We start from the raw sequence: 24,757 nt of genomic DNA on the forward strand, positions 1-24,757 counted from the left end.
TAAAAATCCTCCTACTCTATCGTTGGAAACATCTTATGTGGCTTCATAAGCCCTTCCTTTGTAGGATGGGCATGATAGACCGCAATTGCTTTCCCACTGATTCCAAAAACAATTTTATCATGTATCTTTAATAATGCATCTGCGGGAAGCACTTGTCCATTGAAAATTTCTTTTTCAACAGCAGAAGTAATTTCAATATATGGATAATCTGCTAAAGCATGCTCAACTGGTAAAATGCATGTATTAATTTGTTCTGCTTCCATCAGTTCAGCAACTTGTGCCAATGTAAAGCAATTTTCTTGTGTAAACGTCCCGGAGGCTGTTCGTACAAGCTCTTGCATATGCGCTGGATAACCAAGTGCCGCTCCAATTTGAACAGCTAGTGTTCGAATATACGTCCCTTTACTACATGCTATACGTACAGGGAATGTAATTTCTTGACCTTCATATAGTTCTACATCATCTAGTAGCTCTAGTGCATAAATAGTAACTTGACGTGTAGGTCTTTCGACAGTTTCTCCTTTTCGAGCATATTCATAGAGACGTTTACCATTTACTTTGACTGCCGAAAACATCGGTGGTGTTTGTTCAATAACACCTGTGAGTGAGGCTAAAACCTCTTGCAATTGAGTACGTGTGAATTTTTTATGCGCACTATCTTGCTCAACCGTTTCTCCTTCTGCATCCTCAGTTGTCGTTGTACGGCCAATTGAAATAACTGCTTCATAGGTTTTTCCTGCATCCGTTAGGTATTCTGCGATGCGTGTTGCTTGTCCAATACAGATGGGCAGAACTCCTTCAACACCTGGATCCAGTGTGCCTGTATGGCCGACTTTTTTAGTACGCAAGATTTTTCGTAATTTAAAGACGCAGTCATGACTTGTCATGCCACGTTCCTTCCAAAGCGGTAAAATACCGTTCATAAACTTCCTCCTAAAATCAATTCATTTTTAGCAATTTTGATGTTCGTTACATTTTCATCTCTTTTAGGATCATCACCAAAACGTGTGGTTGATTTCCGTTCCGACTGGGCGCTTTGTTGCTGTCGCTTTGCTTTCGCACAGATAAAACATTTGTAGCTGCCGCTTTGCTTTCGCACAGAGCAAAGCTTCCTGGGGGCGTCGGGGCAACAGATGTCTTTTGCGCGAAAGCGTAGTGTTAACGTAGCGGCAGCAGAGGGTTTTGTTTGTGCGAAAGCGCAGCGACAGCACCGATGTTAGTCACGAAGGCGTTATCACAGGACGTGATGCCTTTAGCCTTCGTTCCCCTGTCGCTAATTCCCAAGGAGTCGCCCAATCTCCACTCCAATCAACTTATTTGCATAGTATATGTTTTAACAATTGTCATCCACGACATTTGGGGATGAACCCACTTTTAAGATAGAAGTGAATGTCTGACACGCCTACCAAAAAAACGGGCAGGCAGTCGCCAAAACATATAGGTAAGCTCCGCACGAAAGCTTAATAAAGATGATAGAGCCATAAAATGTCCTGTTGCATTTCTTGTGAATGTAAAAAGTCTGCCTGCATGAACATGCATATGGCAGACTTTTTTTAAGTTAAGCTTATTCTTCGTGTAAACCACGTAGCAATGAATCAATACGGTTCCCATATTCAATCGATGAGTCGAATTCAAAGATTAGTTCTGGAGTACGACGTAAACGGATTCGTGAACCAATTTCTGAACGAATGAAACCAGAAGCCTTTAATAGAGCTTTTAGAGTTTCCTCTTTTTCACGTTCATTGCCTAGAGTTGTAATATAAATTGTCGCTTGCTGTAAATCACCTGTTACCTCAACACCAGTAACAGTAACGAAACCAACACGCGGATCTTTTATTTTACGTCCAATAATATCGCCAAGCTCTTTTTTCATTTGCTCAGCGACACGGTTTGAGCGTAGAGACATAGTTTGTCACCTCAATTTCGATGTACAGAAAGTTGTGTTCTCACCTGCAACATTTTACATACAGGTTACGGCTAAATCATACACAACTTCCACTGTTACTTATAAATAGTCTCGCCACACATTTAACTGTTCCCAAGATGGATTTGACTGTAAGTAATGTAGCGCGTGATTAATTTCACGCTCGGCTGCTTCTTTTGACGAAGAAACAGCAACAAGCGCCAATTTTGTACGCTGCCATACATTTTGATGATCAATTTCCGCAATGGATACATTAAATTTTTGCTTAGTGCGTGTAAGCATACGCTGTAGGACAGCGCGTTTTTCCTTCAACGAATGGGCAGTTTGAATCATGAATTCAACTTCTGCATACACAATCATTAAACGCGTTTAACTTCTTCCATAATATAGGCTTCAATAATGTCGCCTTCTTTAATATCGTTGAAGTTTGTAATTGTAATACCACATTCGTAACCTTTAGCAACTTCTTTCACTTCATCTTTGAAACGTTTAAGTGTATCTAATTCACCTTCAAAAATGACTACATTGTCGCGAATTACACGTACGCCAGAATCACGAGTTACTTTACCTTCTGTTACGTATGAACCAGCAATTGTACCAACTTTTGATACTTTAATTGTTTGGCGAACTTCTGCTTGACCAATAATTTTTTCCACGAATTCTGGATCAAGCATACCTTTCATTGCTTGTTCAATTTCCTCGATTACTTTATAAATAATGCGGTGTAGACGAATATCTACGCCTTCTTCTTCTGCTGCACGTTTTGCATTGATATCTGGGCGAACGTTGAAGCCAATAACAATTGCATTTGAAGCAGCCGCAAGAGAAATATCTGATTCTGTAATCGCTCCAGCGCCAGTGTGAATAATTTTCACGTTTACGCCTTCTACATCAATTTTCATTAATGATGCAGCCATTGCTTCTACAGTACCTTGAACGTCAGCTTTCACAATTAAGTTAAGCTCTTTCATTTCACCTTGACTCATTTGTTCGAATAAGTTATCAAGCGTTACACGTTGTTTTTCTGAACGTTGTGCTTGAATTGCTGACATTGCACGAGTTTCACCAACTTGGCGTGCTGTTTTTTCGTCTTCAAAGACAACGAAACGGTCGCCAGCTTGTGGTACTTCATTTAAACCTGTGATTTCTACTGGCGTTGATGGTCCAGCTTCTTTCACACGACGGCCTTTATCATTCACCATTGCGCGTACTCGCCCAAAAGTATGACCGACAACAATCGGATCCCCAACTTTTAATGTTCCATCTTGTACTAAAAGTGTTGCAACAGAGCCTCGACCTTTATCTAGCTGTGCTTCAATTACTGTACCAAGTGCTAAACGATTAGGGTTCGCTTTTAATTCTCCAACTTCAGCGACAAGTAAAATCATTTCAAGTAATGTGTCAATGCCTTCACCTTTTAATGCAGAGATTGGTACGAAAATTGTTTCGCCACCCCAAGCTTCTGGAACTAAGCCATGCTCTGTTAACTCTTGCATTACACGGTCTGGATTAGCTGAAGGTTTATCCATTTTATTGACTGCAACAATAATTGGGACTTCTGCCGCTTTTGCGTGGTTAATCGCTTCAACTGTTTGTGGCATTACACCATCATCCGCAGCTACTACTAAAATCGTTAAGTCCGTTACTTTGGCACCGCGCGCACGCATCGTTGTAAACGCAGCGTGTCCTGGTGTATCTAGGAACGAAATCTTTTTGTCGCCTTCAGTTACTTGATAAGCACCGATATGCTGAGTAATACCCCCAGCCTCTCCAGCTGTTACTTTAGTATTGCGAATAGAGTCTAACAATGTAGTTTTACCATGGTCAACGTGACCCATAATTGTTACTACTGGAGGACGTTCTGATAAGTCCGCCTCGTTCACTTCTTCTGTTTGTTCGAAGTGTGTTTCTAAATCCGTAATATCTACACGAATTTCTTCTTCCACTTCTACACCATAGTCTGCGCAAATTAATTCAATTGCATCCTTATCTAATTCTTGGTTAATTGTTGCCATTACACCAAGCATAAATAATTTTTTAATAATTTCTGATGGCTCGCGGTGTAATTTTTTTGCTAATTCCGCGACAGAAAGAGATTCAACAAAAGTAATTTTTTCTGGTAATTCCTTTTGTTTCACTGGTTGACTTGGTTGATGTGTTTTTGGATGGCGACGTTTCCCGCCATGAATTCCTGGTTTTGGACGTTGGTTATAACCTCCGCCACCTCTACGATTATTATTATTGTTGTTATTATTATTATTATTTGTCATATTTCGATTTTGATTACCTTTTATATTCTTAGATTTTTCGTTAGACGAATTTGAGTTTTGATGCGTTTGTTGCTGATTATTGGCTTTAGGCTTAGAAGTAGCAGATTGCTGCTTTTGCCCATCTTGCTTTTTCACCGATTGCTGTGATTTTTGCGATACATTTGGAGTAGGTTGCTTCACATCTTTTATATTTTTAAATGTTTGGTTTAACTTTGCCACTATGTCTTTTTCTAACATTGACATATGGTTTGTAACGCTAACATTTAGTTTATTTAGTGCGTCAATAACCTCTTTACTCGTTTTATTCACTTGTTTCGCATATTCATGAACTCTGATTTTGGTCATCTGCTCACCCCCGATTATTTTTCGTTGAGTAGACTAGACAATTTGCTTGCAAAACCTTTATCGGTAATAGCTAAAGCCACTCGGGCCTCCTTACCTGTAGCATGTCCTAGATCATAACGATCACCAATTACATGATACTCAACGTTGTAATACGTGCATTTATCTTGAATTTTTTTGCTAGAGTTTTTAGAAGCATCGTTTGCAAGTAGTACTAGCTTAGCATTACCATTGCGGACTTCCTTTACTACTAACTCTTCTCCTGAAATCACTTTACGGGCTCTTGCCGCTAGCCCAAGCAAATTATAGATCGCTTGATTGCTCATATAATAGACTCCCTACGAATCAACAAAATAAGTTCATCGTAGATTTCTTCAGGGATTTTTACATCAAGTTGGTGCCCTAAAACATTTTTCTTACGGGCGATTTCAATCGCTTTCTCCGATTTAGAGACATAGGCACCACGCCCGGGTTTTTTCCCGGAGACATCCACACTTACTTCGCCCTCTTTCGAACGAACAACACGAATCATTTCTTTCTTTGGTAGCATTTCACCGGTAGCTACACATTTTCGAAGAGGTACTTTTTTATTAATAGCCATAAGAATCACCTTTCCTCTCTGAAGCTTGTCGTAAGAGGTGGACTAGCCATGCGCTACATTAAGTCGGATTTGAAATAAAATTTCATTTCCCGTTGTAGGCTCTGCCATTATTCAGTCGACGTCGCCCAACGCCCACTGAATAATGGCAGCTAACTAGTCACACGGGCTTCCTTACTTATTCTTCGTCGTCTTGATATAAGTCAACTGTCACATCATCGAAATCACTTTCGTCATCCTCAGCAGGTACGAAAGTGCTTGTAGCAGATGGATAAATACCTAACTCACGAGCATCTGTTTCACTCTTAATATCAATTTTCCAGCCAGTTAGCTTGGCAGCTAAACGAGCATTTTGACCACGTTTACCAATTGCTAGTGATAATTGATAGTCTGGAACAACAACAGTAGTAGATTTTTCTTCTTCATTGACTTGAACATCTAAAACTTTAGATGGGCTAAGAGCATTTGCTACAAACACAACTGGGTCTTCTGACCATTCAACGATATCGATTTTTTCACCATTTAACTCATTGACAATTGTTTGCACACGAGCACCTTTTGCCCCTACACATGAACCTACTGGATCTACCTCTTCGTTATGTGCATAAACAGAGATTTTAGAACGATCCCCTGCTTCACGGGCAATTGATTTAATTTCTACAATACCTTCGTAGATTTCAGGTACTTCCATTTCAAATAAGCGGCGTAATAAACCAGGATGTGTGCGTGAAACGATAACTTGTGGTCCACGTGTTGTACGTTCAACCTTTGTAATGTAAACCTTGATGCGATCATGTGGATGGTATGATTCACCTTGAATTTGTTCGTTTTGTGGTAATGCAGCTTCTACTTTACCTAGACCTACGTAAATATTACGAGCATCTAGACGCTCAACTACACCCGTCACGATATCATCTTCACGGTCCACATATTGCTCGTAAATTAGACCGCGTTCTGCCTCACGCACACGTTGTGTAACAACTTGTTTCGCTGTCTGTGCAGCAATACGTCCAAAGTTTCGAGGCGTCACTTCCTGCTCAACCACATCTTCTAACTGGTACGCAGGGTTGATAGCCTTGGCATCTTCTTCAGAAATTTGTAAACGGTCATCTTCTACTTCTTCAACAACATCTTTGCGTGAAAAGACACGAATAGAGCCCTTATCTAAATTTAAGTCAACACGAACATTTTGTGCTTGATTGAAGTTGCGTTTGTAAGCTGTAACTAATGCCGCTTCTATTGCTTCAATTAACACATCTCTTGAAATTCCTTTTTGTTCTTCTAGCGCATTTAGCGCATCTAACAAATCACTACTCATTTTTGTTTTCACTCCTAAATATGCATTATGCTTAAAAGTCGATGGCAAGTCGTGCCAATGCGATTTTTTCTTGTTCAATTGTTACTGTAATTTTACGCGTTTTAATGCGTACTTCCATCACTAATGTATTTTCATCATATGATGTTAAGTAGCCTTGGAATTCCTTCATGTCCTTGATGGGCTCATAGGTTTTAACATAAATAAATTTGCCAATCGCATTTTCAAAATCAGTATCCTTTTTTAATGGACGTTCTGCTCCAGGTGAAGAAACTTCTAAATAATAGTTTTGTGTAATTGGATCATTTTCATCCAATAGCAAACTTAGTCGTTCACTAACTTGGGCACATTGTTCAATGTCAATTCCACCTTCAGGTGTATCCACATAAACACGTAAAAACCAGTTACGTCCTTCTTTTACGAACTCGACATCTACAAGCTCAAGATTCAACTCTTCAACAATCGGTTTAGCGAGCTCTTCAATTAAAGATGGTACTTTGCTCATTGTTTCCTCCTGTATCTATCAAATTCTGGCGTAATAAAACAGAAATTCCACCAGTAGCTTTGGTGAAATTTAACGGTCTTACCTGCTGTTAGTCAAAAATTTGTTTTGCTACGGTATAACAACAGAAAAGAGCGGGAAGGTCCCACTCTTTTGCTGGAAAAATATCAACAAATTATTACCATAAGGATAGCATAGTTTACTGCACAATGCAAATTTCCTTTTTAAAGACATCTATTATGTGAAGCCAAAATTTGTGTCTAGAAATTGACATTTGTGCATTAAATCGGGGCCCATCACCATAACGTGAAGGTGATTTCCGTTCCGACTGGGCGCTTTGTTGCTGTCGCTTTGCTTTCGCTACAGAAAACATTTGTTGCTGTCGCTTTGCTTTCGCACAGATAAAACATTTGTTGCTGTCGCTTTGCTTTCGCACAGATAAAACATTTGTTGCTGTCGCTTTGCTTTCGCACAGATAAAACATTTGTAGCTGACGCTTCGCTTTCGCACAGAGCAGAGCTTCCTGGGGGCGTCCGATGAGCCGCTTGGGCCAACACGATGTTGGTCACGAAGGCGTTATCACAGGATGTGATGATTTTAGCCTTCGTTCCCCTATTTGCTCGCTCCAGGGTCTCGGGCCAACAGATGTTTTTTGCGCGAAAGCGTAGTGTTAACGCAGCGACAGCAGAGGGTTTTGTTTGTGCGAAAGCGCAGCGACAGCAACAGCACGATGTTGGTCACGAAGGCGTTATCACAGGATGTGATGATTTTAGCCTTCGTTCCTCTATCGCTGATCCCCAAGGAGTCGCCCAGTCTCCACTTCAATCAACTTATATAATTTGTATCATTTTAATAAAATGTAAACCCTCAACTTTATAAGGCTTAATTTGAGCATAAGACTTATAAGTTATTCGTTATTGATGATGAAGCCTTCAGATTTACTCTTCTTAGAAAAGTGATAACTGATTGGCATCAGGCATTCCTTCTAAACAACCTAATTGATCCATGTATTCTATTAAAGTCTTGGATACTCGCCCTCGTTGTTGTAAATCTTCCTTCGATAAAAATTCTCCGTCCTCACGTGCTGCCACTATTTGTTTGGCAACGTTCGTACCGAGTCCAGGAATCGCATCGAATGGTGGAATTAAAGAGTTTCCATCAATGATGAATTCACTAGCCTGCGAACGATATAAATCCACCTTCTGGAAGCTCATACCACGTTCACACATTTCAAGTGCTAATTCCATTACCGTTAATAGGTTTTTTTCTTTTGTTGAAGCCTCTAAACCCTTTATATTGATTTCATCAATTTTTGCACGAATCATTTGCGAGCCCTGTACCATGGCAATCAGATCGAAATCATCTGCACGAACTGTGAAATAAGCGGCATAATACAGAATCGGGAAATGTACCTTAAACCATGCAATACGAACAGCCATTAACACGTAAGCAGCCGCATGGGCTTTCGGGAACATATATTTTATCTTTTTACATGATTCGATATACCAGCCTGGTACTTTATTTGCCAGCATTTCTGCCTCAAACTCTTCAGATAAACCTTTCCCTTTACGCACGGACTCCATAATTTTAAATGCCAGTGATGGTTCTAGCCCTTGGTAAATTAAATACACCATGATATCATCACGACAACCAATTACTTCTTTCAGCACACATGTACCATTCTGAATTAATTCTTGTGCATTACCAAGCCATACGTCAGTTCCGTGAGAAAGTCCTGAAATTTGCACAAGCTCTGAGAAAGTTGATGGCTTTGTATCTTCAAGCATTTGGCGTACAAAACGGGTACCAAACTCAGGAATACCAAGTGTTCCTGTCTTACAACCAATTTGCTTTTCTGTTACACCTAAAGATTCTGGAGAACTAAAGATTTTCATTACGACTGGATCATCTGTTGGGATCGTTTTTGGATCTATCCCTGATAAATCCTGCAACATCCGAATCACAGTCGGATCATCGTGACCTAGAATATCAAGCTTTAAAATATTATCGTGAATAGAATGGAAATCAAAGTGCGTTGTACGCCATTCTGAATCCTGTGCATCCGCAGGGAATTGCACTGGAGAGAAGTCAAAAATATCCATATAATCCGGTACTACGATAATTCCGCCAGGGTGTTGTCCCGTTGTACGTTTTACGCCTGTACAACCTTGCACTAAGCGATCTACCTCGGCACCGCGGAAATGCAAGTTGTTATCATTAGCATAGCCCTTTACATAGCCGTAAGCTGTTTTCTCTGCAACTGTACCAATTGTTCCAGCACGATATACATAATCTTCACCGAATAATACCTTTGTATAGTTGTGAGCCTGTGGTTGATATTCTCCAGAGAAATTCAAATCGATATCGGGTACCTTATCTCCTTTAAAGCCAAGGAACGTTTCGAATGGGATATCTTGCCCATCCTTTTTATACGGTGTTCCACATTCCGTACAATCTTTATTTGGTAAGTCAAAGCCAGAGCTTACTGACCCATCATCAAAAAACTCGGAATGCTTACAATTTGGACAAACATAATGTGGTGGAAGTGGATTTACTTCGGTAATCTCCATAAAGGTCGCGACTAATGAAGATCCTACAGATCCACGGGAACCTACTAAATAGCCATCCGCTAATGACTTTTTCACAAGCTTCGCAGAAATTAAATAAATTACGCCGAAACCATGGCCTAAAATTGATTTTAATTCCTTTTCAATTCGTGCCTTTACGATTTCTGGTAACTCTTCTCCGTATATAAGATGAGCCATTTCATAGGTTAAATTTGTTACCTCATCATCAGAGCCTTCAATTTTTGGTGTATATAAATCATCTTTAATTGGCTTAACATCACCAATCATATTGGCAACTTTTTGAGTGTTGGTCACAACAACTTCCTTCGCAAGATCTGGTCCTAAAAAATCAAATTCTTTAAGCATTTCATCCGTCGTTCTAAAATGAACTTCAGGTAGCTTCGATCTATTTAAACTATTGGCGCCGCCTTGAGAACCAATGAGAATTTGTCTGAACATCCCATCTGTCGGATCTAAGTAATGGACATTACCAGTAGCTACAACTGGTTTATCGATTTTCTTGCCTAGCTTTACGAGCTTACGAATAATATCTTCAAGTGTCCATTCATCACGTACGACATTGCGCTCAATTAATGGTGCATACACGGCCTTTGGTTGAACTTCGATATAATCATAGAATTTCGCAACTTGCTCTGCTTCCTCTGGGGATTTATTCATCATCGTCTCAAATAATTCACCATTATTACAACCTGATCCGATTAGTAAACCTTCTCTATATTGCTCTAAGACCGCTCGTGTGACACGAGGAACACGATAGAACGTTTTTGTATGTGAATGCGTGACTATTTTAAATAAATTTTTTAATCCAGCATTATCTACTGCTAATATCGTGCAGTGCATTGGTCGTCCCTTTTTATAGGCATCTCCACCACCAACATGCTTATTAAAGTCATCGTGATATTTGATACCTAATTCATCTGCGTCTTTTAATAGCTGTAAAAGTAAAAAGCCAGTTGCTTCTGTATCATAAATCGCTCGGTGATGTTGCGTTAATTCGATATTGAATTTTTTACAAAGTGTATTTAAACGATGGTTTTTCATCGTTGGATAAAGTAATCGAGCTAACTCCAGCGTATCAATAACTGGATGAACGGTTCCCTCTAGCCCATATTTTTTATAGCCTGTGTATAGGAAGCCAATATCAAATGATGCATTATGCGCTACTACTATGCCATCTCCGATAAACGCATGGAATTCCTGAATGACTTGCTCTACTTCTGGTGCGTTTCGTACCATATCATCTGTAATGCCTGTCAGTTCAATAGTCGTCGCAGAAAGTGGGTGATGGGGATTGGCAAAGCTTTCGTACTTATCGATTACTTGCCCATCTTTAATTTTCACCGCGGCAAGCTCAATGATCGTATCGTAAGCAGTAGATAAACCTGTCGTCTCTACGTCAAACACGACATAGGTATCATCAGCTAATAATCGGTTCTCTGGTGCATAAGCAATCGGTACACCATCATCTACTAAATTAGCCTCCAAGCCATAAATAACTTTAATCCCATGCTTTTTCCCTGCTGAATAAGCTTCTGGGAAAGATTGCACAACAGCATGGTCGGTAATAGCCACGGCTGGATGCCCCCACTTTGCAGCCTGCGCAACAAGTCGATCCACTGGTGTCACAGCGTCCATTTGACTCATTGGTGTATGCAAATGCAATTCAACTCGTTTTTCTCCCTCTGGAGCCTTATCTTGTCGTGTTTCTTTTTTGATTTCGTTGATATCATTTGCCATAACGATTAAATCACGGATAAACGTATCAGTTTGCACAGATCCACGTACTTTAACCCACATGCCTTTTTTCAAATGCTGCATTAGCTCTGCATCATCATTATCGCGTGAGAACATTTTTACTACGATAGAGTCTGTATAATCGGTAATTTTAATTTGTAATAATGAGCGTCCACTTTTCAGCTCTCTAATTTCCGTATCAAAAACATAACCTTCTATGATAACACGACGCTCTTCCTCAACAATGCGTTTAATTTCCATTGTTTCATCATCTTTAATTAACATACCAAGCTGGAATGGTCGATCACCCAGGTTGGCAATAGCTGGATTTTCTTTCTTCTCCTGCTCACGTTTTTGGTAATCTTGTATCGCTTGCTGGGCTAAAGCCGCTTCCTCTAAACGCTTTTGTTCCATGAAAGCTTCCTGTGCCGCAATCATTTCTTCTGTTTGATCTTGAAGCACGAAATCAATTACAACGTGTGGAAAGCCGAATTGACTATAACTTTCGGAAAGCTTTTCTGCATACTTTGTTTTCAGCATCATAAATTCCATTTCTTGCATGCAGGATAAAATGATTTTTTGCCCATTCCACATAGGCATCTGTGAGGCTAGGCAATGTTTTAAAGTTGGCGCCATCTCATCTATTTGCTCTACTACTGTTAACCAATATTGTTGAACAAGTTCCTCTGTAACATTTTTCTCTACCGTATCAAACGTTGTGTGGATTTGAGCGATAGCTGAAAACTTTTCAGTCAAACGAGTACGAAAAAGTTGGAATAGCGGAAAAGGAAGGACATCTCGTAATTTAATGGAGAAATTCCATAGCCTGTTCTTTTTATGGACAGTTAACCGTGATAATTCACCGTCCTCAAAAAAGGACATATACACATCGTCTGTTAACTCTAGTTGTTGCAAGAGCATTTGAAACCTAGTTCTTGCTTCTTGTTGCTGTTCCAATCTATTGACACCTACTTTCAGAAAGAGGCAGTTTTAAAGCCTCTTGTTATACGAATCAAAGAAAAAAATCCGCTCCCTTTCTGGGGGCACCGTCAAGCCTCACAAATTCTAATCGCTATGAATTCATGCTTGGCTCGCTGTCCCCGAGAAGTGGCGCGAATTTATTATCTATTTAATACCCTTTGGGACAGAGGTTCTTCTTAAGGAAATTAATGTTTGCGGAAAAATTCATTTAAGCGATCAATGACCTCTTCTTTTTTCCACTCGAATGTTTCACCTGTTTGACGAAGTTTAACCTCAACAACACCTTCAGTTGCTTTTTTACCTACTGTTACGCGGACAGGCAAGCCAATTAAGTCAGCATCTGCGAATTTAACCCCTGCGCGCTCAGCACGATCATCTAATAACACGTCATAACGGTATGATTTTAATAAGCCATATAACTCATCAGCTAAGGCAACTTGTGTTTCATCCTTAGTATTAACAGGTACAACATGGATATCGTAAGGCGCTAATTGTGTTGGCCAAACAAATCCATTGTCATCTTGGAAATGCTCTGCAACAGCAGCTAATATACGTGATACACCAATACCATAGCATCCCATAATAAATGGTTGTGATTTACCTTGCTCATCTAAGAATGTACCATTCATTTTTTCAGAGTAAGTTGTTCCTAATTTGAAAATATGACCAACTTCAATACCTTCTGCAAACTTGATAATACCTTGTCCATCTGGAGATGGGTCTCCCTCTTGAATAAAACGAATATCCAAGTATTCATTCACGGCAAAATCACGCTCTAGATTAACGTTTACTAAGTGGAAGCCATCCTCATTTGCACCAGCTATACCGTTACGAATAGATTTAATAGCATTGTCAGCTACTACTTTAATGTCTACTGGTAATTTAACAGGGCCGATTGAACCAACTCCACAGCCTAATAACTCACGAATTGCTGCTTCACTAGCAAGTTCCACAGAACTAGCATCAAGCGCATTTTTAAGTTTAATATCATTAATCTCGTGGTCTCCACGAGCAAGTACAACAACTAATTCACCATCAATATCAAATACTAATGATTTAATGACATTGGAAGGCTCAACATTTAAGAAAGCTGATACTTCTTCAATCGTTTTTTGGTCTGGTGTTGCCACTTTTTCTAGCTCTTTTATTGCTTCATCTGATGGTTGATAGTCTACAAGCACTTCTGCCATTTCGATGTTTGCAGCATAATCAGATGTATCAGAGTATGCAATTGTATCTTCCCCAATTTCAGAAAGCACCATAAATTCATGAGTACCTTTCCCACCAATTGAGCCTGCATCTGCGATAACTGCACGATAGTTTAGGCCAAGACGAGAGAAAATATTTGAATAGGCACGATACATATCATCATATGTTTCATCTAAACTTTCACGTGATGCATGGAAAGAGTATGCATCTTTCATAATAAACTCTCTGCCTCGTAGTAAACCAAAGCGAGGACGTTTTTCATCACGGAATTTAGTTTGAATTTGATAAAGTGTTAGCGGTAATTTTTTATATGATTTAATTTCATCGCGTACTAAAGTTGTAATCACTTCTTCATGTGTTGGACCTAATGCGAAATCACGATCATGACGGTCCTTTAAACGCATTAATTCTGGACCGTATTTTTCCCAACGGCCTGATTCCTGCCAAAGTTCCGCAGATTGTAATGAAGGCATTAAAAGCTCAATTGAATTGATGGCTTCCATTTCTTCACGAATAATAGTTTCTATTTTTGTTAACACACGTTTTGCAAGCGGTAAATACGAATATACCCCACTTGTATTTTGACGAATAAATCCTGCACGTAGTAATTGCTTATGTGATTTTACCTCTGCATCAGCAGGTACTTCACGTAGCGTTGGGATAAATGTTTTACTTTGCTTCATTCAGTGTTCCACCTTTTTAATAGATAAGTTTTTATACTCTAATTAGCATAAACAAATTTAGCTTTGAACGCAATGTTTCAAAAAAATTGCGTTCAAAGCTATGTTTTTCCAAAAGCAACAAAAAATTCTTTGTCGCTCTTTCATAAACCTATTTTTCCTAATCAACACGCCGGATGTTTTACTTGAAAAAACTTAACTTCACTTCATTTAGTTAAAAGAAAAATCTTTGTATATCGTTCCATGTAACTACGACCATTAAGATCATTAATAGTACGATACCTACAAAATGCACAAGACCCTCTTTTTGACGATCAATTGGTTTTCCTCTTACGGCTTCGAAGCCAAAGAACAATAGTCGTCCACCGTCAAGCGCTGGAAGCGGTAGTAAGTTCATAATTCCAAGGTTGATACTTAACATTGCAGCCCAATTCATTAAGTTCATGAATCCATATTGAGCTACCATCTCTGTTGCTTTATAAATTCCTACTGGACCAGATAGAGCATCTATAGTGAATTTACCGGTAACTAACATACCAAGCAGTTCAAATATTTTTGCGGTCATATTATACGTTTCTTGAGCGCCATAAACAACAGCCTTTAATGGATTAAATTCACGCGGGCTCTCATACTTGACGCCAATTTGACCGTATTTTTTGCCATTTTCTACTTGTTCTTTTACCTTCATTTTTAAGGTAACTTGCTGACCATTTCGATCAACTATTACAGCAATATCTTCACCTGGGTGATCTTGTACAATAGCAGCTAAATCTTGCCATTTATCTACTGCTTGTCCATCAATCGCAGTTACTCTATCGCCTGCAAGCATTCCTGCTTGTGCTGCTGGATCATTTTCTACTACTTCTGTGATGATCGGCTCATACGTAGGCACACCATGAATTAATCCAATCAGCAAATAAATAACAAAAGCTAATATGAAGTTAAATAATGGGCCTGCAAATATTGTCATAGCTCGCTGACCAACTGTTTTAGCGTTAAATTGACGATCATATGGTGCAATTAACGTTTCTTTACCGTTTTCTACGAGAATACAATCTCTTGAAATATTATAACGAACTAATTTTTCTTCTTCATCATAGCCTTCTACAAACAATTCCTTTTCTAAATCGGCACGCTCAACTTCTAAAAATAACAAATCTGGTAATTGCTTATTATTTTGATTAAAGATAATTTTCTGTACAATGTTATCTTCATTTACAATGAGCCCTACTCGATAGCCAGGCTGTAACTCGATGCCATCCATGTCATCACCAGCCATACGAACGTAACCACCAATCGGCAATAAACGTATCGTATAGATTGTTTCACCATGTGTTTTCCCATAAATTTTTGGTCCCATACCGATTGCAAATTCTCGAACCATAATTCCTGCTCGTTTCGCAAACAAGAAGTGACCAAATTCATGGAAGGATACAAGTAGGCCAAATATTAAAATAAATGCAATAGCTGTTTGCATAATACCCCACCTTTAAAAGTGAATAGTTAACGATATCTTCTCTCTTTGTTTTAGGATTATCAACAACACGTGTGGTTGATTTCCATTCCGACTGGGCGCTTTGTAGCTGCCGCTTTGCTTTCGCTACAGAAAACATTTGTTGCTGTCGCTTCGCTTTCGCACAGATAAAACATTGCCGCTGACGCTTCGCTTTCGCGCAGAGCTTCCTGGGGGCGTCCGATGAGCCGCTTGGGCCAACAGATGTTTTTTGCGCGAAAGCGTAGTGTTAACGCAGCAACAGCAGAGGGTTTTGTTTGTGCGAAAGCGCAGCGACAGCAACAGCAGGATGTTGATCACGAAGGCGTTATCACAGGACGTGATGCTTTTAGCCTTCGTTCCTCTATATCGCTAATCCCCAAGGAGTCGCCCAGACTCCACTCCAATCAACTTATTTACATAGTAAACGTTTTAACAAAAGTCATCCACTACTTTTGGTGATGAATCTTATTTTACCATGTTTAACACTGTTTTTCTTGTTTCACTGTCTACATGCAAAATTGTTTGTAAATCTGGCACTAATATGTTGTTATGTGCTTGCATGACACGTTCTATTGTTTCGTCAATTTCAAGGAAAGTTATTTTTCCTTGTAAAAATGCCGCAACTGCCGCTTCATTCGCTGCATTCATAGCTGTTAAAATTGTACCACCTGTGCGTCCAGCCTCATATGCTAGTCGCAATGCTGGATAACGTTCAAAATCCATTTCTTTAAAATGCAACTGACCAATTTGTGCTAAGTTAAGACGTTGTCCGTTATGCAACGGCATACGACCTGGGTAGCTTAACGCATATTGAATAGGTACACGCATGTCCGGCGTACCTAGCTGCGCAATGACACTAGTATCATGATACTCAACTAGGGAGTGAATAATACTTTCTCTATGCAAAAGTACATCAATTTTATCATAAGGCATATCAAATAAGACATGTGCTTCAATGACTTCTAGTCCTTTGTTCATCATTGTAGCAGAATCTATCGTAATTTTCGCACCCATCGACCAGTTCGGGTGGTTTAGTGCATCTGCAACCGTTACGTGTTTCAATTCCTCGCGTGTTTGATCACGGAAGCTACCACCAGAAGCTGTAATAATTAAACGTTCAATATTTTTGGGGTTCTCACCATTCATCGATTGGAAGATTGCTGAATGCTCACTATCAACCGGCAAAATGGCAGCATTGTATTTCTTGGCTTCTGCCATCACTAAATGTCCAGCGGTTACCAGTGTTTCTTTATTGGCAATGGCAATTGTTTTGCCCATGCGAATTGCTGCTAATGTCGATTCTAGCCCAACGCTTCCAAGAACCGCGTTTACAAGCACCGTTGAATCAGGATGTGTAGCAACCTCTACAAGCCCTTTTGCACCAAACGTAAATTGTACTTGTGGATATTCTTTAGCGAGCATAACTGCATCTTCTTCTAATTGAACAGATACAAGCTCTGGCTTTAAAGTTTCAATCATTTCACGCGTTTTTTCGATATTTTTTCCTGAAGAAAACGCTACTAAATGAAAGGCATCGCGTTGTTCTTTTAAAATATCATAGGTTTGCCAACCGATTGAACCAGTTGCACCAAGTAAACTAATTTTTTTCACGACAAATTGTCCCCTTTTTCTATCTCAGCAAATGATATAGCACGATTATTACCACTCTATTTAGAGGAAAATGCTATTATTATGGCTCATCATCAGATTGTAGAGTTGATATCGGTTCTAACTGGGCGCTTTTTAAAGTCGTCCGATGAGCACCTGTTGTTTTTAGTTACCAAAAAAAGTGTAAAAAATGTAGTAAAGGCACGACGAATAGTAGACTATCGAAGCGGTCTAAAATACCGCCATGCCCAGGTAAAATATTTCCTGAATCCTTTACGCCAAAATGACGCTTGATAGCCGATTCCACTAAATCACCCATTTGACCAATAATTGACGCCAAGATTGTGATGAAAATAAGCGAGACATAGCCACCATTCGCAAATGGATAAATTGCCTGCATCCCAACGGCAAAAATTACAGCAATAACAATACCACCTACAAAGCCTTCCACAGTTTTCTTCGGTGAAATTTCAGGCCATAACTTATTTTTGCCTAGTTTTCTTCCAACAAAATATGCACCTGAGTCAGTTGTCCAAACTACAAGTAAACAATATACGACAAACTCTAGACCATAGCTTCGAGTTTCGATTAAGTAATGGAACCCTAATCCGACATAAAACGCACCTAATAAAATAAATGCAACTTCATCGAATGTAATTTTATTTTTCACAAGGACTACGTATATAAGCAATAGCATCATCAGACCATACACAACCATTAAATTAGAGGAATAGCCAATCGCATCTACTACCTTACTTGACCAGTCCGTTGGTATAACAAGTAGTATTAATGTTAATAACCCTAAAAAACCAGGTACTGAAAAAAGTGAAATACCTTTCATTTTTAGTATTTCATAAAAGCCGACAACAGCCATTGCAAGCACAAGTATTGTAAATGGCACTTTTCCATAAATAACAAATGGAATAAATAGTGCTGCTGCAATTATTGCCGTAATAATTCGTTGTTTCAAGATGTTTCTTCTCCCTTCAACCCACCGTAACGGCGATTACGTTTCTGGTAGTTTTCCACCGCTTTCAGTAAGTTTTCCTCACTAAAATCTGGCCACAATGTATCTGTAAACCAAAATTCTGTATAGGCGAGCTGCCATAACATAAAGTTGCTTAATCGCACTTCACCGCTTGTACGAATTAATAAATCTGGCTCTGGCAGATGAGCCGTCATTAAATGAGCTGTCATGCATTCTTCTGTTATGTCTTGCATCGTTAATTGACCGTCCTGCACTTTTTGAAGCATTGTTTTCATGGCGCTAACCATTTCCGAACGACTTCCATAGTTCAGAGCAAAATTTAGAATTAATCCTGTATTATGCTTCGTCTCCTCCATCGCCTCAAACAACGCTTTTTGCGTATGTGCAGGTAATAAAGATGGATCTCCTATCATTTCAACACGTACATTGCGTTCCATCATTTCAGGTAAAAAGGAACCTAAAAATTCTACAGGTAAACGCATGAGGAAATCGACCTCTGTTTTTGGTCGCTTCCAATTTTCTGTAGAGAACGCGTACACCGTTAAAACTTTAATACCTAGATCTGACGCAAATCTCGTCACCTTTCGTACCGTCTTCATACCTTCATGGTGCCCAGCAACACGTGGCATGGCACGTTTCTTTGCCCAACGTCCATTTCCGTCCATAATAATCGCTACATGGGCAGGAATTGGCTCGTTTTTAGCAAGGGCAACACGTTCCTCCAATGATAGTGAATCTATATTTATTTGTTTACCTAATAGCTTTTTAAACATGCTAACTCCCCCACTACAACTAATCGGACGTATACTAACCTATCATAACAAACAAAAGCGCTATTTGTCTTTTTTTTCCCTCTAAATTGACTATGTATGAACTACCTTATTTTAGAACTACACACAATTTAAAATGATCACCATCATGTTGAATTCATAATCATTAAGACTACATACAGTCGAACGAAATCAAATCAACTTATATCATGCTAAACATTACAAAAATGTTATCCCAACTTTTGGTGATTAAAGAAAGGCGTTTTTACTCCTACTTAACTTAAGGTTAAAAAGGAGGTTGCCTTATTTTGTTCCATTTTCAATAATGTATTTCAGTTCACGTAAAGAATAGTTCTTCTTAATCTTAAAAGAAAGCAAAAATAGATGAAAGATATTATCCTGATAACCATTAAAGTTCTTAATCTCAGTAAGTGTTTAGACACCCGCCGAATGAAGATACTCTAACAGTAAAGAGAAAAGACGTCCTTTATAGGTATAGGACGCCTTCATCTCATCAAAAAGTTCCATCATAGATATGCAAAGCGCATAGCTTACACTTCTAGAATTTCTTTTTCTTTTTCCTTCGTCACTTGATCTACTTTAACGATGAATTCATCCGTTAATTTTTGAATATCTTCACCGTAGCCACGTAGATCATCTTCTGTGATTTCGCCAGCTTTTTCAAGTTTTTTTAGATCGTCATTCGCATCACGACGAACGTTACGTACAGCGATTTTTGCATCCTCTGCTTCTTTTTTCACTTGCTTCACAAGCTCTTTACGACGCTCTTCTGTTAAAGCAGGAATCATTAAACGAATGACAGAACCATCATTTGTTGGTGTAATACCAATATCTGATTTCAAAATCGCTTTTTCGATTTCACCTAAAATTGTTTTATCGTAAGGTGTAATAACTAATAAACGTGCTTCTGGTACCGAAACACCTCCAAGCTGATTAATCGGTGTTGGTGCACCATAGTAATCAACTGTAATGCGATCTAATAGAGAAGCATTTGCACGACCTGCACGGATTGAAGATAGTTCACGTGAAAAAGCGGCAATTGTTTTGTTCATTTTTTCTTTAGCTTGTTCTAAAACTTGTTTAGCCATTATGCATTCCTCCTAACAACTGTTCCAATTTTCTCGCCTTGTACGGCACGTTTAATATTACCTGGTTCCGTAATTGAGAAGACAATTAACGGAATATCGTTATCCATACATAAAGTAGAAGCTGTTGAATCCATTACTTGTAAGCCCTGTTGAATAACGTCTAAGTATGTGAGTGTATCATATTTAACGGCAGTTGCATCTACTTTCGGATCTGCAGAATAAACACCATCTACATTATTTTTCGCCATTAAAATCGCATCTGCGTCGATTTCAGCAGCACGTAACGCAGCTGTAGTATCCGTAGAGAAGAATGGGTTACCTGTACCTGCTGCAAAAATTACTACACGTTTTTTCTCTAGATGACGAACTGCTTTACGGCGAATATATGGCTCTGCTACTTGTGTCATAACGATAGAAGATTGCACTCGTGTTTCAATTCCTAATTTCTCTAGTGCATCTTGTAACGCTAATGAGTTCATAACCGTAGCTAGCATACCCATATAATCAGCTGCCGCACGATCCATTCCCATTTCGCTACCGATTTTTCCACGCCATATATTACCGCCACCTACAACAACAGCAACTTCTACATCAAGATCTACTACTTCTTTAACTTCTTCTGCAACAGCCTTGATTATTTTTGGTGATAAACCGAAGCCCGCTTCCCCAGCTAACGCTTCACCACTTAATTTTATAACTACTCGTTTATATTGTGGCACACTCATTGTAAACCTCCGTCAGACTTTATTTAAAACATCCTTATTCCCTTTTCCATTATAGTATATATAACAATAATTTCTAGTTATGAATAAGGCAAAATAGAAAATTATGTGGCTCATCACCATAAGTGAGGTTGATTTCCATTCCGGCTGGGCGCTTTAGCATACCGTTTAACAAATGTTCCCCACAACTTTTGGTAACGAGACCATTATATCTCTTTTTTTCGCTCATTTCGGAAAAATAGGGAACACGTTATGTTGTGTTCCCCATTTTTGTCTAGAAAATCTAGATATTATTTGATTAAAATCAAACGAAAGCTAAATTAGTTTCCTTTAACTTGGCTCATTACTTCTTCAGCAAAGTTATCTTCACGTTTTTCGATACCTTCACCTACAGCGTAACGTACGAATCCATTTACAGAACCGCCAGTTGAAGCTACGAAGTCACGTACTTTTTGATCTGAGTTTTTAACGAATGTTTGGTCAAGTAAGCAAATATCTTCGAAGTATTTACCAAGACGACCTTCAACCATTTTTGCTACGATGTTTTCTGGTTTACCTTCGTTAAGAGCTTGTTCAGTTAATACTTTACGCTCACGTTCAACTTCATCAGCAGAAACCTCATCGCGAGAAACGTAAGTAGGGTTGATAGCTGCGATATGCATAGCAACATCTTTTGCAGCTGAAGCATCAGTAGAACCTTCTAAAGTAACTAATACACCGATACGACCGCCCATGTGTAAGTATGAACCAAATGCATCTGCATCCGTTTTTGCTTTTACTTCGAAACGACGAAGAGTGATTTTTTCACCGATTGTTGCAACGGCAGTTGAAATTTGGTCAACAATTTTCACACCTTCAGCATTTGAAAGCTCTAATGCAGCTTCAACTGATGCAGGTTTAGCAGCAAGTAATTGCTCAGCTAAAGAAGCAACTAATACTTGGAATTTTTCGTTTTTAGCAACGAAGTCAGTTTCAGCGTTTACTTCAAGGATGATTGCTTCGTTACCTTTTTCTAAAATGAAAGTTGTACCTTCTGCAGCGATGCGGTCAGCTTTTTTAGCAGCTGAAGAAAGACCTTTTTCACGTAGGAAATCGATTGCAGCATCTATATCGCCATCAGTTTGTACTAACGCTTTTTTACAATCCATCATTCCAGCGCCAGTTTTTTCGCGTAATTCTTTTACTAATTGTGCAGTAATGTTTGCCATTTAGTGTTTCCTCCTCAAATTGGTTGTGCAAATTTTAGTGATAGGTTCTAAAAAAGGTGATAAGGGTTCTGAGCCACTTATCACCTTTTTGTAAACGTGAATTACTCAGCAGCAGCTTCTACAGCTGGAGCTTCTTCTTCACCTTGTTTTGACTCGATTAAAGCGTCAGCCATTTTAGCAGTTAAAAGTTTAACAGCGCGAATAGCATCATCATTAGCAGGGATTACGTAGTCGATTTCATCTGGATCACAGTTTGTATCAACAATACCTACTAGAGGGATGTTTAATTTACGAGCTTCTGCAACAGCAATACGTTCTTTACGTGGGTCAACCACGAACATAACGTCTGGAAGTTCGTGCATATCACGGATACCGCCTAAGAATTTGATTAGACGTTCGTGTTCTTTTTTAAGTTGGATTACTTCTTTTTTAGGTAGAACTTCGAAAGTTCCTTCTTCTTCCATTTTTTCGATTGCTTTCATACGTGCAACACGTTTTTGAATAGTACCGAAGTTTGTAAGAGTACCACCTAACCAACGTTGGTTGATGTAGTAGTTGCCTGAACGTTCAGCTTCATCTTTGATCGCTTCTTGTGCTTGTTTTTTCGTACCAACGAAAAGAACTTTACCACCGTCTTGACCAACTTGACGCATGAAGTCATAAGCTTCCTCTAATTTTTTAACAGTTTTTTGTAAGTCGATGATGTAGATCCCGTTACGCTCAACGAAGATATATTTCTTCATTTTTGGGTTCCAACGACGAGTTTGGTGACCGAAATGTACACCAGCTTCAAGTAATTGTTTCATAGAAATTACTGACATGTGAATTTCCTCCTAGTATGTTTGGTTTTTATCCTCCGCATTTATCACTTGCAACAAGCTACCCTAAGCTTAGAGCACCACTTACTACATCAAAATGCGTGTGTATTAATAACACCATTTGCAACTATATCATAGCTTTACCCCATTCGCAACTGTTTTAGTTATGAAATTTCAACAAAAGCTCGATTTCTGTTTTTCCTTTTTGAAGCTGCTTGGCAATTTCTTCTGCGGTTTTACCTTGTTTCGCTAATTCAACTGCTTGTTGTTCTAGTGTTAATGGCTTCGCATTTTCCTTTTGGATTGCATCGGTTGATTGCTGGGCTGAATGTACCACCTTAGCCTCAGTTTTAGCCCCAGTTTGCTGTTGTCGGGAATAAGCATTGGCTACGATATTTTTGGGCACATAAACACGCGGTTCATGATCAAGACTACTTGAACCGTCCTCTGTACTTTCGTCCTTTGTTAGAGCAGGAGGTTGCTCCTGCTCTTTTTGTCTCACTATCTGCTTACCTTGTTTCACAGCATTTTGAATTTCAGACTTTGAAACTCTTTGCAACTCTTGGATTAAGCGATCATTTTCATCTTTCATATCAGCTAAATAGACACTGATTGTATCATCCATTTCACGCATTAAGCGCTCCTGTTTTTTTTCTAAGTCCTTAAATTTTGCTAGCTTCGTATTTAATATGATAAGAAAATAAAATGAAAGTAGCTGTAAAATAAAAAGAACCGCAATTAGTATGGTTGTCATAGTAAACTCCTATCCACTAAAATCCACGAAATTTCCTTTAAACGGATGCTGCGAATGTTTTTCTCGCTTCTCTTTATCATTATTTTTCTTTTTTCGAGTGCCTTTTATATACTCGCCACCTGCTTCTTCATCTTCACTAATCTCATCCATACCCTCTGAAGTATTCACAACTTTTTGCTTGCGTTCTATTTCTTTTTTTAACGCTTCATTTGCATGTGCTTGCTGAGCCAAAGTTTGCTGCTGTGCCTGATCTGCCATTTTTCCTGCTTCAAATGTTTTTGGAATAGCTATTTGTAGTTCGACACCCTTTAAACTCATAGGACCCCTCCTTCAACGATATGTATTTAAGGATGATTATGCATTAATCATTTCATTGGATAATAATTTCCGTAGCTTTAATAGCGCCTTAGAATGGATTTGTGAAATGCGAGATGTGGATAATTCAAGCATTTCCCCAATTTCTGTTAATGTTAATTCCTCTGTATAAAATAAACTAAGCACTAGCTGCTCCTTATCATTGAGCTTTTGGATATTTTCCGCTAAATCCCCTAGTAGTTCTGACTTAACGACAGCTTGCTCAGGTGTCTTAGTTGTATCATCACGAATCACAAATGACTTTCCATCAGTCTCATCTTGATCTTGCTGCTCATTTATGGAAAGAACATTTGAAAAGAAATGCTCTTGTACAGTTTGGTAAACTTCTTCAACGGGTAACGCCATATGTTCCGCAAGTTCCTCAGGTGTTACATGGCGCATATATTGTTGTTCTAACTGTTCAATCTGTGCATCTAACTTTTTTGCCTTCTCACGTGCGGAACGCGGCAACCAATCTTCCTTACGTAAACCATCAATAATTGCTCCTCTTACTCTAAAAGAAGCATATGTATCAAATTTCAAGTCTCTATTAATATCAAATTTATTTAACGCATCAAAAAGACCTACCATACCTAAACTCGTTAAATCATCTCGCGATACACTTTTTGGTAAGCTCGCTCCAATGCGTTGTACATGATAGGATACTAGGGAAATATATTTTTTTATAAGTAAATCACCAGCATCTGGATCACGTTCATTTATCCAGCGGTTCCACAGCTTGTGTTCATCGTTCAGAATTGGTTGTGTCATGTTATCCACCTCTCTAA

23 protein-coding genes are annotated in these 24,757 nt (G+C 38.9%); 1 reads left to right on the plus strand and 22 read right to left on the minus strand.

Translation table 11 applies throughout. From position 1 onward, the window contains the following. Positions 1-11: 11 nt before the first annotated feature. The 12 genes from truB to rseP all read right to left on the minus strand — a co-directional run bounded on the left by truB (position 12) and on the right by rseP (position 15,620). Positions 12-923 carry a tRNA pseudouridine(55) synthase TruB gene (gene truB / locus MOK21_RS06210; RefSeq protein ID WP_249073089.1) on the minus strand — a complete coding sequence of 304 codons (912 nt, stop codon included), beginning with the start codon at positions 921-923 and terminating at the stop codon, positions 12-14. Then, entirely contained in the window at positions 920-1,099 is a 180-nt protein-coding gene (locus MOK21_RS06215; protein ID WP_249073090.1) for a hypothetical protein, read from the minus strand. The genes truB and MOK21_RS06215 overlap by 4 nt, the downstream gene beginning before the upstream one ends. A 465-nt stretch (positions 1,100-1,564) precedes the next feature. Continuing rightward, positions 1,565-1,906, minus strand: a complete 342-nt coding sequence (gene rbfA / locus MOK21_RS06220; RefSeq protein ID WP_100543905.1) for a 30S ribosome-binding factor RbfA — start codon at positions 1,904-1,906, stop codon at positions 1,565-1,567. A 99-nt stretch (positions 1,907-2,005) separates the two neighbouring features. Further along, on the minus strand, positions 2,006-2,284 hold the full coding sequence (locus tag MOK21_RS06225; protein ID WP_249073091.1) for a DUF503 domain-containing protein: 279 nt from the start codon (positions 2,282-2,284) through the stop codon (positions 2,006-2,008). Continuing rightward, positions 2,284-4,539, minus strand: coding sequence for a translation initiation factor IF-2 (gene infB, locus MOK21_RS06230; protein WP_249073092.1), 2,256 nt, complete (start codon positions 4,537-4,539; stop codon positions 2,284-2,286). The genes MOK21_RS06225 and infB overlap by 1 nt, the downstream gene beginning before the upstream one ends. 14 nt (positions 4,540-4,553) lie before the next feature. Beyond that, positions 4,554-4,862 (minus strand): YlxQ family RNA-binding protein, encoded by a 309-nt coding sequence (locus MOK21_RS06235; RefSeq protein WP_249073093.1) that lies wholly within the window; start codon positions 4,860-4,862, stop codon positions 4,554-4,556. Continuing rightward, positions 4,859-5,137, minus strand: a complete 279-nt coding sequence (gene rnpM, locus MOK21_RS06240; protein ID WP_068983119.1) for an RNase P modulator RnpM — start codon at positions 5,135-5,137, stop codon at positions 4,859-4,861. The genes MOK21_RS06235 and rnpM overlap by 4 nt, the downstream gene beginning before the upstream one ends. A gap of 175 nt (positions 5,138-5,312) precedes the next feature. Next, the gene (nusA, locus tag MOK21_RS06245; RefSeq protein WP_249073094.1) at positions 5,313-6,452 is read right to left on the minus strand and encodes a transcription termination factor NusA; all 1,140 of its coding nucleotides are present in this window, start codon (positions 6,450-6,452) and stop codon (positions 5,313-5,315) included. Between the two features lie 31 nt (positions 6,453-6,483). Continuing rightward, complete coding sequence (gene rimP, locus MOK21_RS06250) at positions 6,484-6,954, minus strand: ribosome maturation factor RimP (RefSeq protein ID WP_249073095.1); 471 nt, start codon at positions 6,952-6,954, stop codon at positions 6,484-6,486. A gap of 944 nt (positions 6,955-7,898) precedes the next feature. Continuing rightward, positions 7,899-12,230 carry a PolC-type DNA polymerase III gene (locus MOK21_RS06255; RefSeq protein ID WP_249073096.1) on the minus strand — a complete coding sequence of 1,444 codons (4,332 nt, stop codon included), beginning with the start codon at positions 12,228-12,230 and terminating at the stop codon, positions 7,899-7,901. A 209-nt stretch (positions 12,231-12,439) separates the two neighbouring features. Then, the gene (locus MOK21_RS06260; RefSeq protein WP_249073097.1) at positions 12,440-14,146 is read right to left on the minus strand and encodes a proline--tRNA ligase; all 1,707 of its coding nucleotides are present in this window, start codon (positions 14,144-14,146) and stop codon (positions 12,440-12,442) included. Positions 14,147-14,357: 211 nt separating this feature from the next. Next, positions 14,358-15,620 carry an RIP metalloprotease RseP gene (gene rseP / locus MOK21_RS06265; RefSeq protein ID WP_249073098.1) on the minus strand — a complete coding sequence of 421 codons (1,263 nt, stop codon included), beginning with the start codon at positions 15,618-15,620 and terminating at the stop codon, positions 14,358-14,360. A gap of 219 nt (positions 15,621-15,839) precedes the next feature. On the opposite strand from rseP, the gene MOK21_RS06270 reads away from it, so the two are divergent. Beyond that, entirely contained in the window at positions 15,840-16,097 is a 258-nt protein-coding gene (locus MOK21_RS06270) for a hypothetical protein (protein WP_249073099.1), read from the plus strand. 6 nt (positions 16,098-16,103) lie between these two features. Here the strand turns inward: MOK21_RS06270 and dxr are convergent, their stop codons facing one another. The 10 genes from dxr to MOK21_RS06320 all read right to left on the minus strand — a co-directional run bounded on the left by dxr (position 16,104) and on the right by MOK21_RS06320 (position 24,740). Then, positions 16,104-17,249 (minus strand): 1-deoxy-D-xylulose-5-phosphate reductoisomerase, encoded by a 1,146-nt coding sequence (gene dxr, locus MOK21_RS06275; RefSeq protein WP_249073100.1) that lies wholly within the window; start codon positions 17,247-17,249, stop codon positions 16,104-16,106. A gap of 166 nt (positions 17,250-17,415) precedes the next feature. Then, positions 17,416-18,216 (minus strand): phosphatidate cytidylyltransferase, encoded by an 801-nt coding sequence (locus tag MOK21_RS06280; RefSeq protein WP_249073101.1) that lies wholly within the window; start codon positions 18,214-18,216, stop codon positions 17,416-17,418. Further along, positions 18,213-19,007 (minus strand): undecaprenyl pyrophosphate synthase, encoded by a 795-nt coding sequence (locus tag MOK21_RS06285; RefSeq protein ID WP_249073102.1) that lies wholly within the window; start codon positions 19,005-19,007, stop codon positions 18,213-18,215. Before MOK21_RS06285 ends, MOK21_RS06280 begins: the two co-directional genes overlap by 4 nt. A 548-nt stretch (positions 19,008-19,555) precedes the next feature. Beyond that, positions 19,556-20,113, minus strand: coding sequence for a ribosome recycling factor (gene frr / locus MOK21_RS06290; RefSeq protein WP_249073103.1), 558 nt, complete (start codon positions 20,111-20,113; stop codon positions 19,556-19,558). After that, complete coding sequence (gene pyrH, locus MOK21_RS06295) at positions 20,113-20,838, minus strand: UMP kinase (RefSeq protein ID WP_249073104.1); 726 nt, start codon at positions 20,836-20,838, stop codon at positions 20,113-20,115. Before pyrH ends, frr begins: the two co-directional genes overlap by 1 nt. 317 nt (positions 20,839-21,155) lie before the next feature. Continuing rightward, positions 21,156-22,043 carry a translation elongation factor Ts gene (gene tsf, locus MOK21_RS06300; RefSeq protein WP_249073105.1) on the minus strand — a complete coding sequence of 296 codons (888 nt, stop codon included), beginning with the start codon at positions 22,041-22,043 and terminating at the stop codon, positions 21,156-21,158. A gap of 101 nt (positions 22,044-22,144) precedes the next feature. Continuing rightward, complete coding sequence (gene rpsB / locus MOK21_RS06305; RefSeq protein WP_249073106.1) at positions 22,145-22,864, minus strand: 30S ribosomal protein S2; 720 nt, start codon at positions 22,862-22,864, stop codon at positions 22,145-22,147. Between the two features lie 157 nt (positions 22,865-23,021). Next, entirely contained in the window at positions 23,022-23,615 is a 594-nt protein-coding gene (locus MOK21_RS06310) for a hypothetical protein (RefSeq protein ID WP_249073107.1), read from the minus strand. Positions 23,616-23,624: 9 nt separating this feature from the next. After that, positions 23,625-23,933 (minus strand): RNA polymerase subunit sigma, encoded by a 309-nt coding sequence (locus MOK21_RS06315; protein WP_249073108.1) that lies wholly within the window; start codon positions 23,931-23,933, stop codon positions 23,625-23,627. A gap of 36 nt (positions 23,934-23,969) precedes the next feature. Next, the gene (locus tag MOK21_RS06320; RefSeq protein ID WP_249073109.1) at positions 23,970-24,740 is read right to left on the minus strand and encodes a FliA/WhiG family RNA polymerase sigma factor; all 771 of its coding nucleotides are present in this window, start codon (positions 24,738-24,740) and stop codon (positions 23,970-23,972) included. Between the last annotated feature and the right edge of the window lie 17 nt (positions 24,741-24,757).

The organism is Lysinibacillus sp. BPa_S21 (genome assembly GCF_023337795.1).
Lineage (GTDB): Bacteria > Bacillota > Bacilli > Bacillales_A > Planococcaceae > Lysinibacillus.

Bases quoted from the DNA above. Each gene is read 5' to 3' on its own strand.
- MOK21_RS06225 (WP_249073091.1), bottom strand. From the start codon at position 2,284: ATGATTGTGTATGCAGAAGTTGAATTCATGATTCAAACTGCCCATTCG.
- rbfA (WP_100543905.1), bottom strand. From the start codon at position 1,906: ATGTCTCTACGCTCAAACCGTGTCGCTGAGCAAATGAAAAAAGAGCTT.
- rnpM (WP_068983119.1), bottom strand. From the start codon at position 5,137: ATGGCTATTAATAAAAAAGTACCTCTTCGAAAATGTGTAGCTACCGGT.
- nusA (WP_249073094.1), bottom strand. From the start codon at position 6,452: ATGAGTAGTGATTTGTTAGATGCGCTAAATGCGCTAGAAGAACAAAAA.
- truB (WP_249073089.1), bottom strand. From the start codon at position 923: ATGAACGGTATTTTACCGCTTTGGAAGGAACGTGGCATGACAAGTCAT.
- MOK21_RS06315 (WP_249073108.1), bottom strand. From the start codon at position 23,933: ATGAGTTTAAAGGGTGTCGAACTACAAATAGCTATTCCAAAAACATTT.
- MOK21_RS06235 (WP_249073093.1), bottom strand. From the start codon at position 4,862: ATGAGCAATCAAGCGATCTATAATTTGCTTGGGCTAGCGGCAAGAGCC.
- infB (WP_249073092.1), bottom strand. From the start codon at position 4,539: ATGACCAAAATCAGAGTTCATGAATATGCGAAACAAGTGAATAAAACG.
- tsf (WP_249073105.1), bottom strand. From the start codon at position 22,043: ATGGCAAACATTACTGCACAATTAGTAAAAGAATTACGCGAAAAAACT.
- MOK21_RS06320 (WP_249073109.1), bottom strand. From the start codon at position 24,740: ATGACACAACCAATTCTGAACGATGAACACAAGCTGTGGAACCGCTGG.
- MOK21_RS06260 (WP_249073097.1), bottom strand. From the start codon at position 14,146: ATGAAGCAAAGTAAAACATTTATCCCAACGCTACGTGAAGTACCTGCT.
- pyrH (WP_249073104.1), bottom strand. From the start codon at position 20,838: ATGAGTGTGCCACAATATAAACGAGTAGTTATAAAATTAAGTGGTGAA.
- MOK21_RS06285 (WP_249073102.1), bottom strand. From the start codon at position 19,007: ATGTTTAAAAAGCTATTAGGTAAACAAATAAATATAGATTCACTATCA.
- frr (WP_249073103.1), bottom strand. From the start codon at position 20,113: ATGGCTAAACAAGTTTTAGAACAAGCTAAAGAAAAAATGAACAAAACA.
- MOK21_RS06310 (WP_249073107.1), bottom strand. From the start codon at position 23,615: ATGACAACCATACTAATTGCGGTTCTTTTTATTTTACAGCTACTTTCA.
- rpsB (WP_249073106.1), bottom strand. From the start codon at position 22,864: ATGTCAGTAATTTCTATGAAACAATTACTTGAAGCTGGTGTACATTTC.
- MOK21_RS06270 (WP_249073099.1), top strand. From the start codon at position 15,840: ATGAGCCGCTTGGGCCAACAGATGTTTTTTGCGCGAAAGCGTAGTGTT.
- rimP (WP_249073095.1), bottom strand. From the start codon at position 6,954: ATGAGCAAAGTACCATCTTTAATTGAAGAGCTCGCTAAACCGATTGTT.
- rseP (WP_249073098.1), bottom strand. From the start codon at position 15,620: ATGCAAACAGCTATTGCATTTATTTTAATATTTGGCCTACTTGTATCC.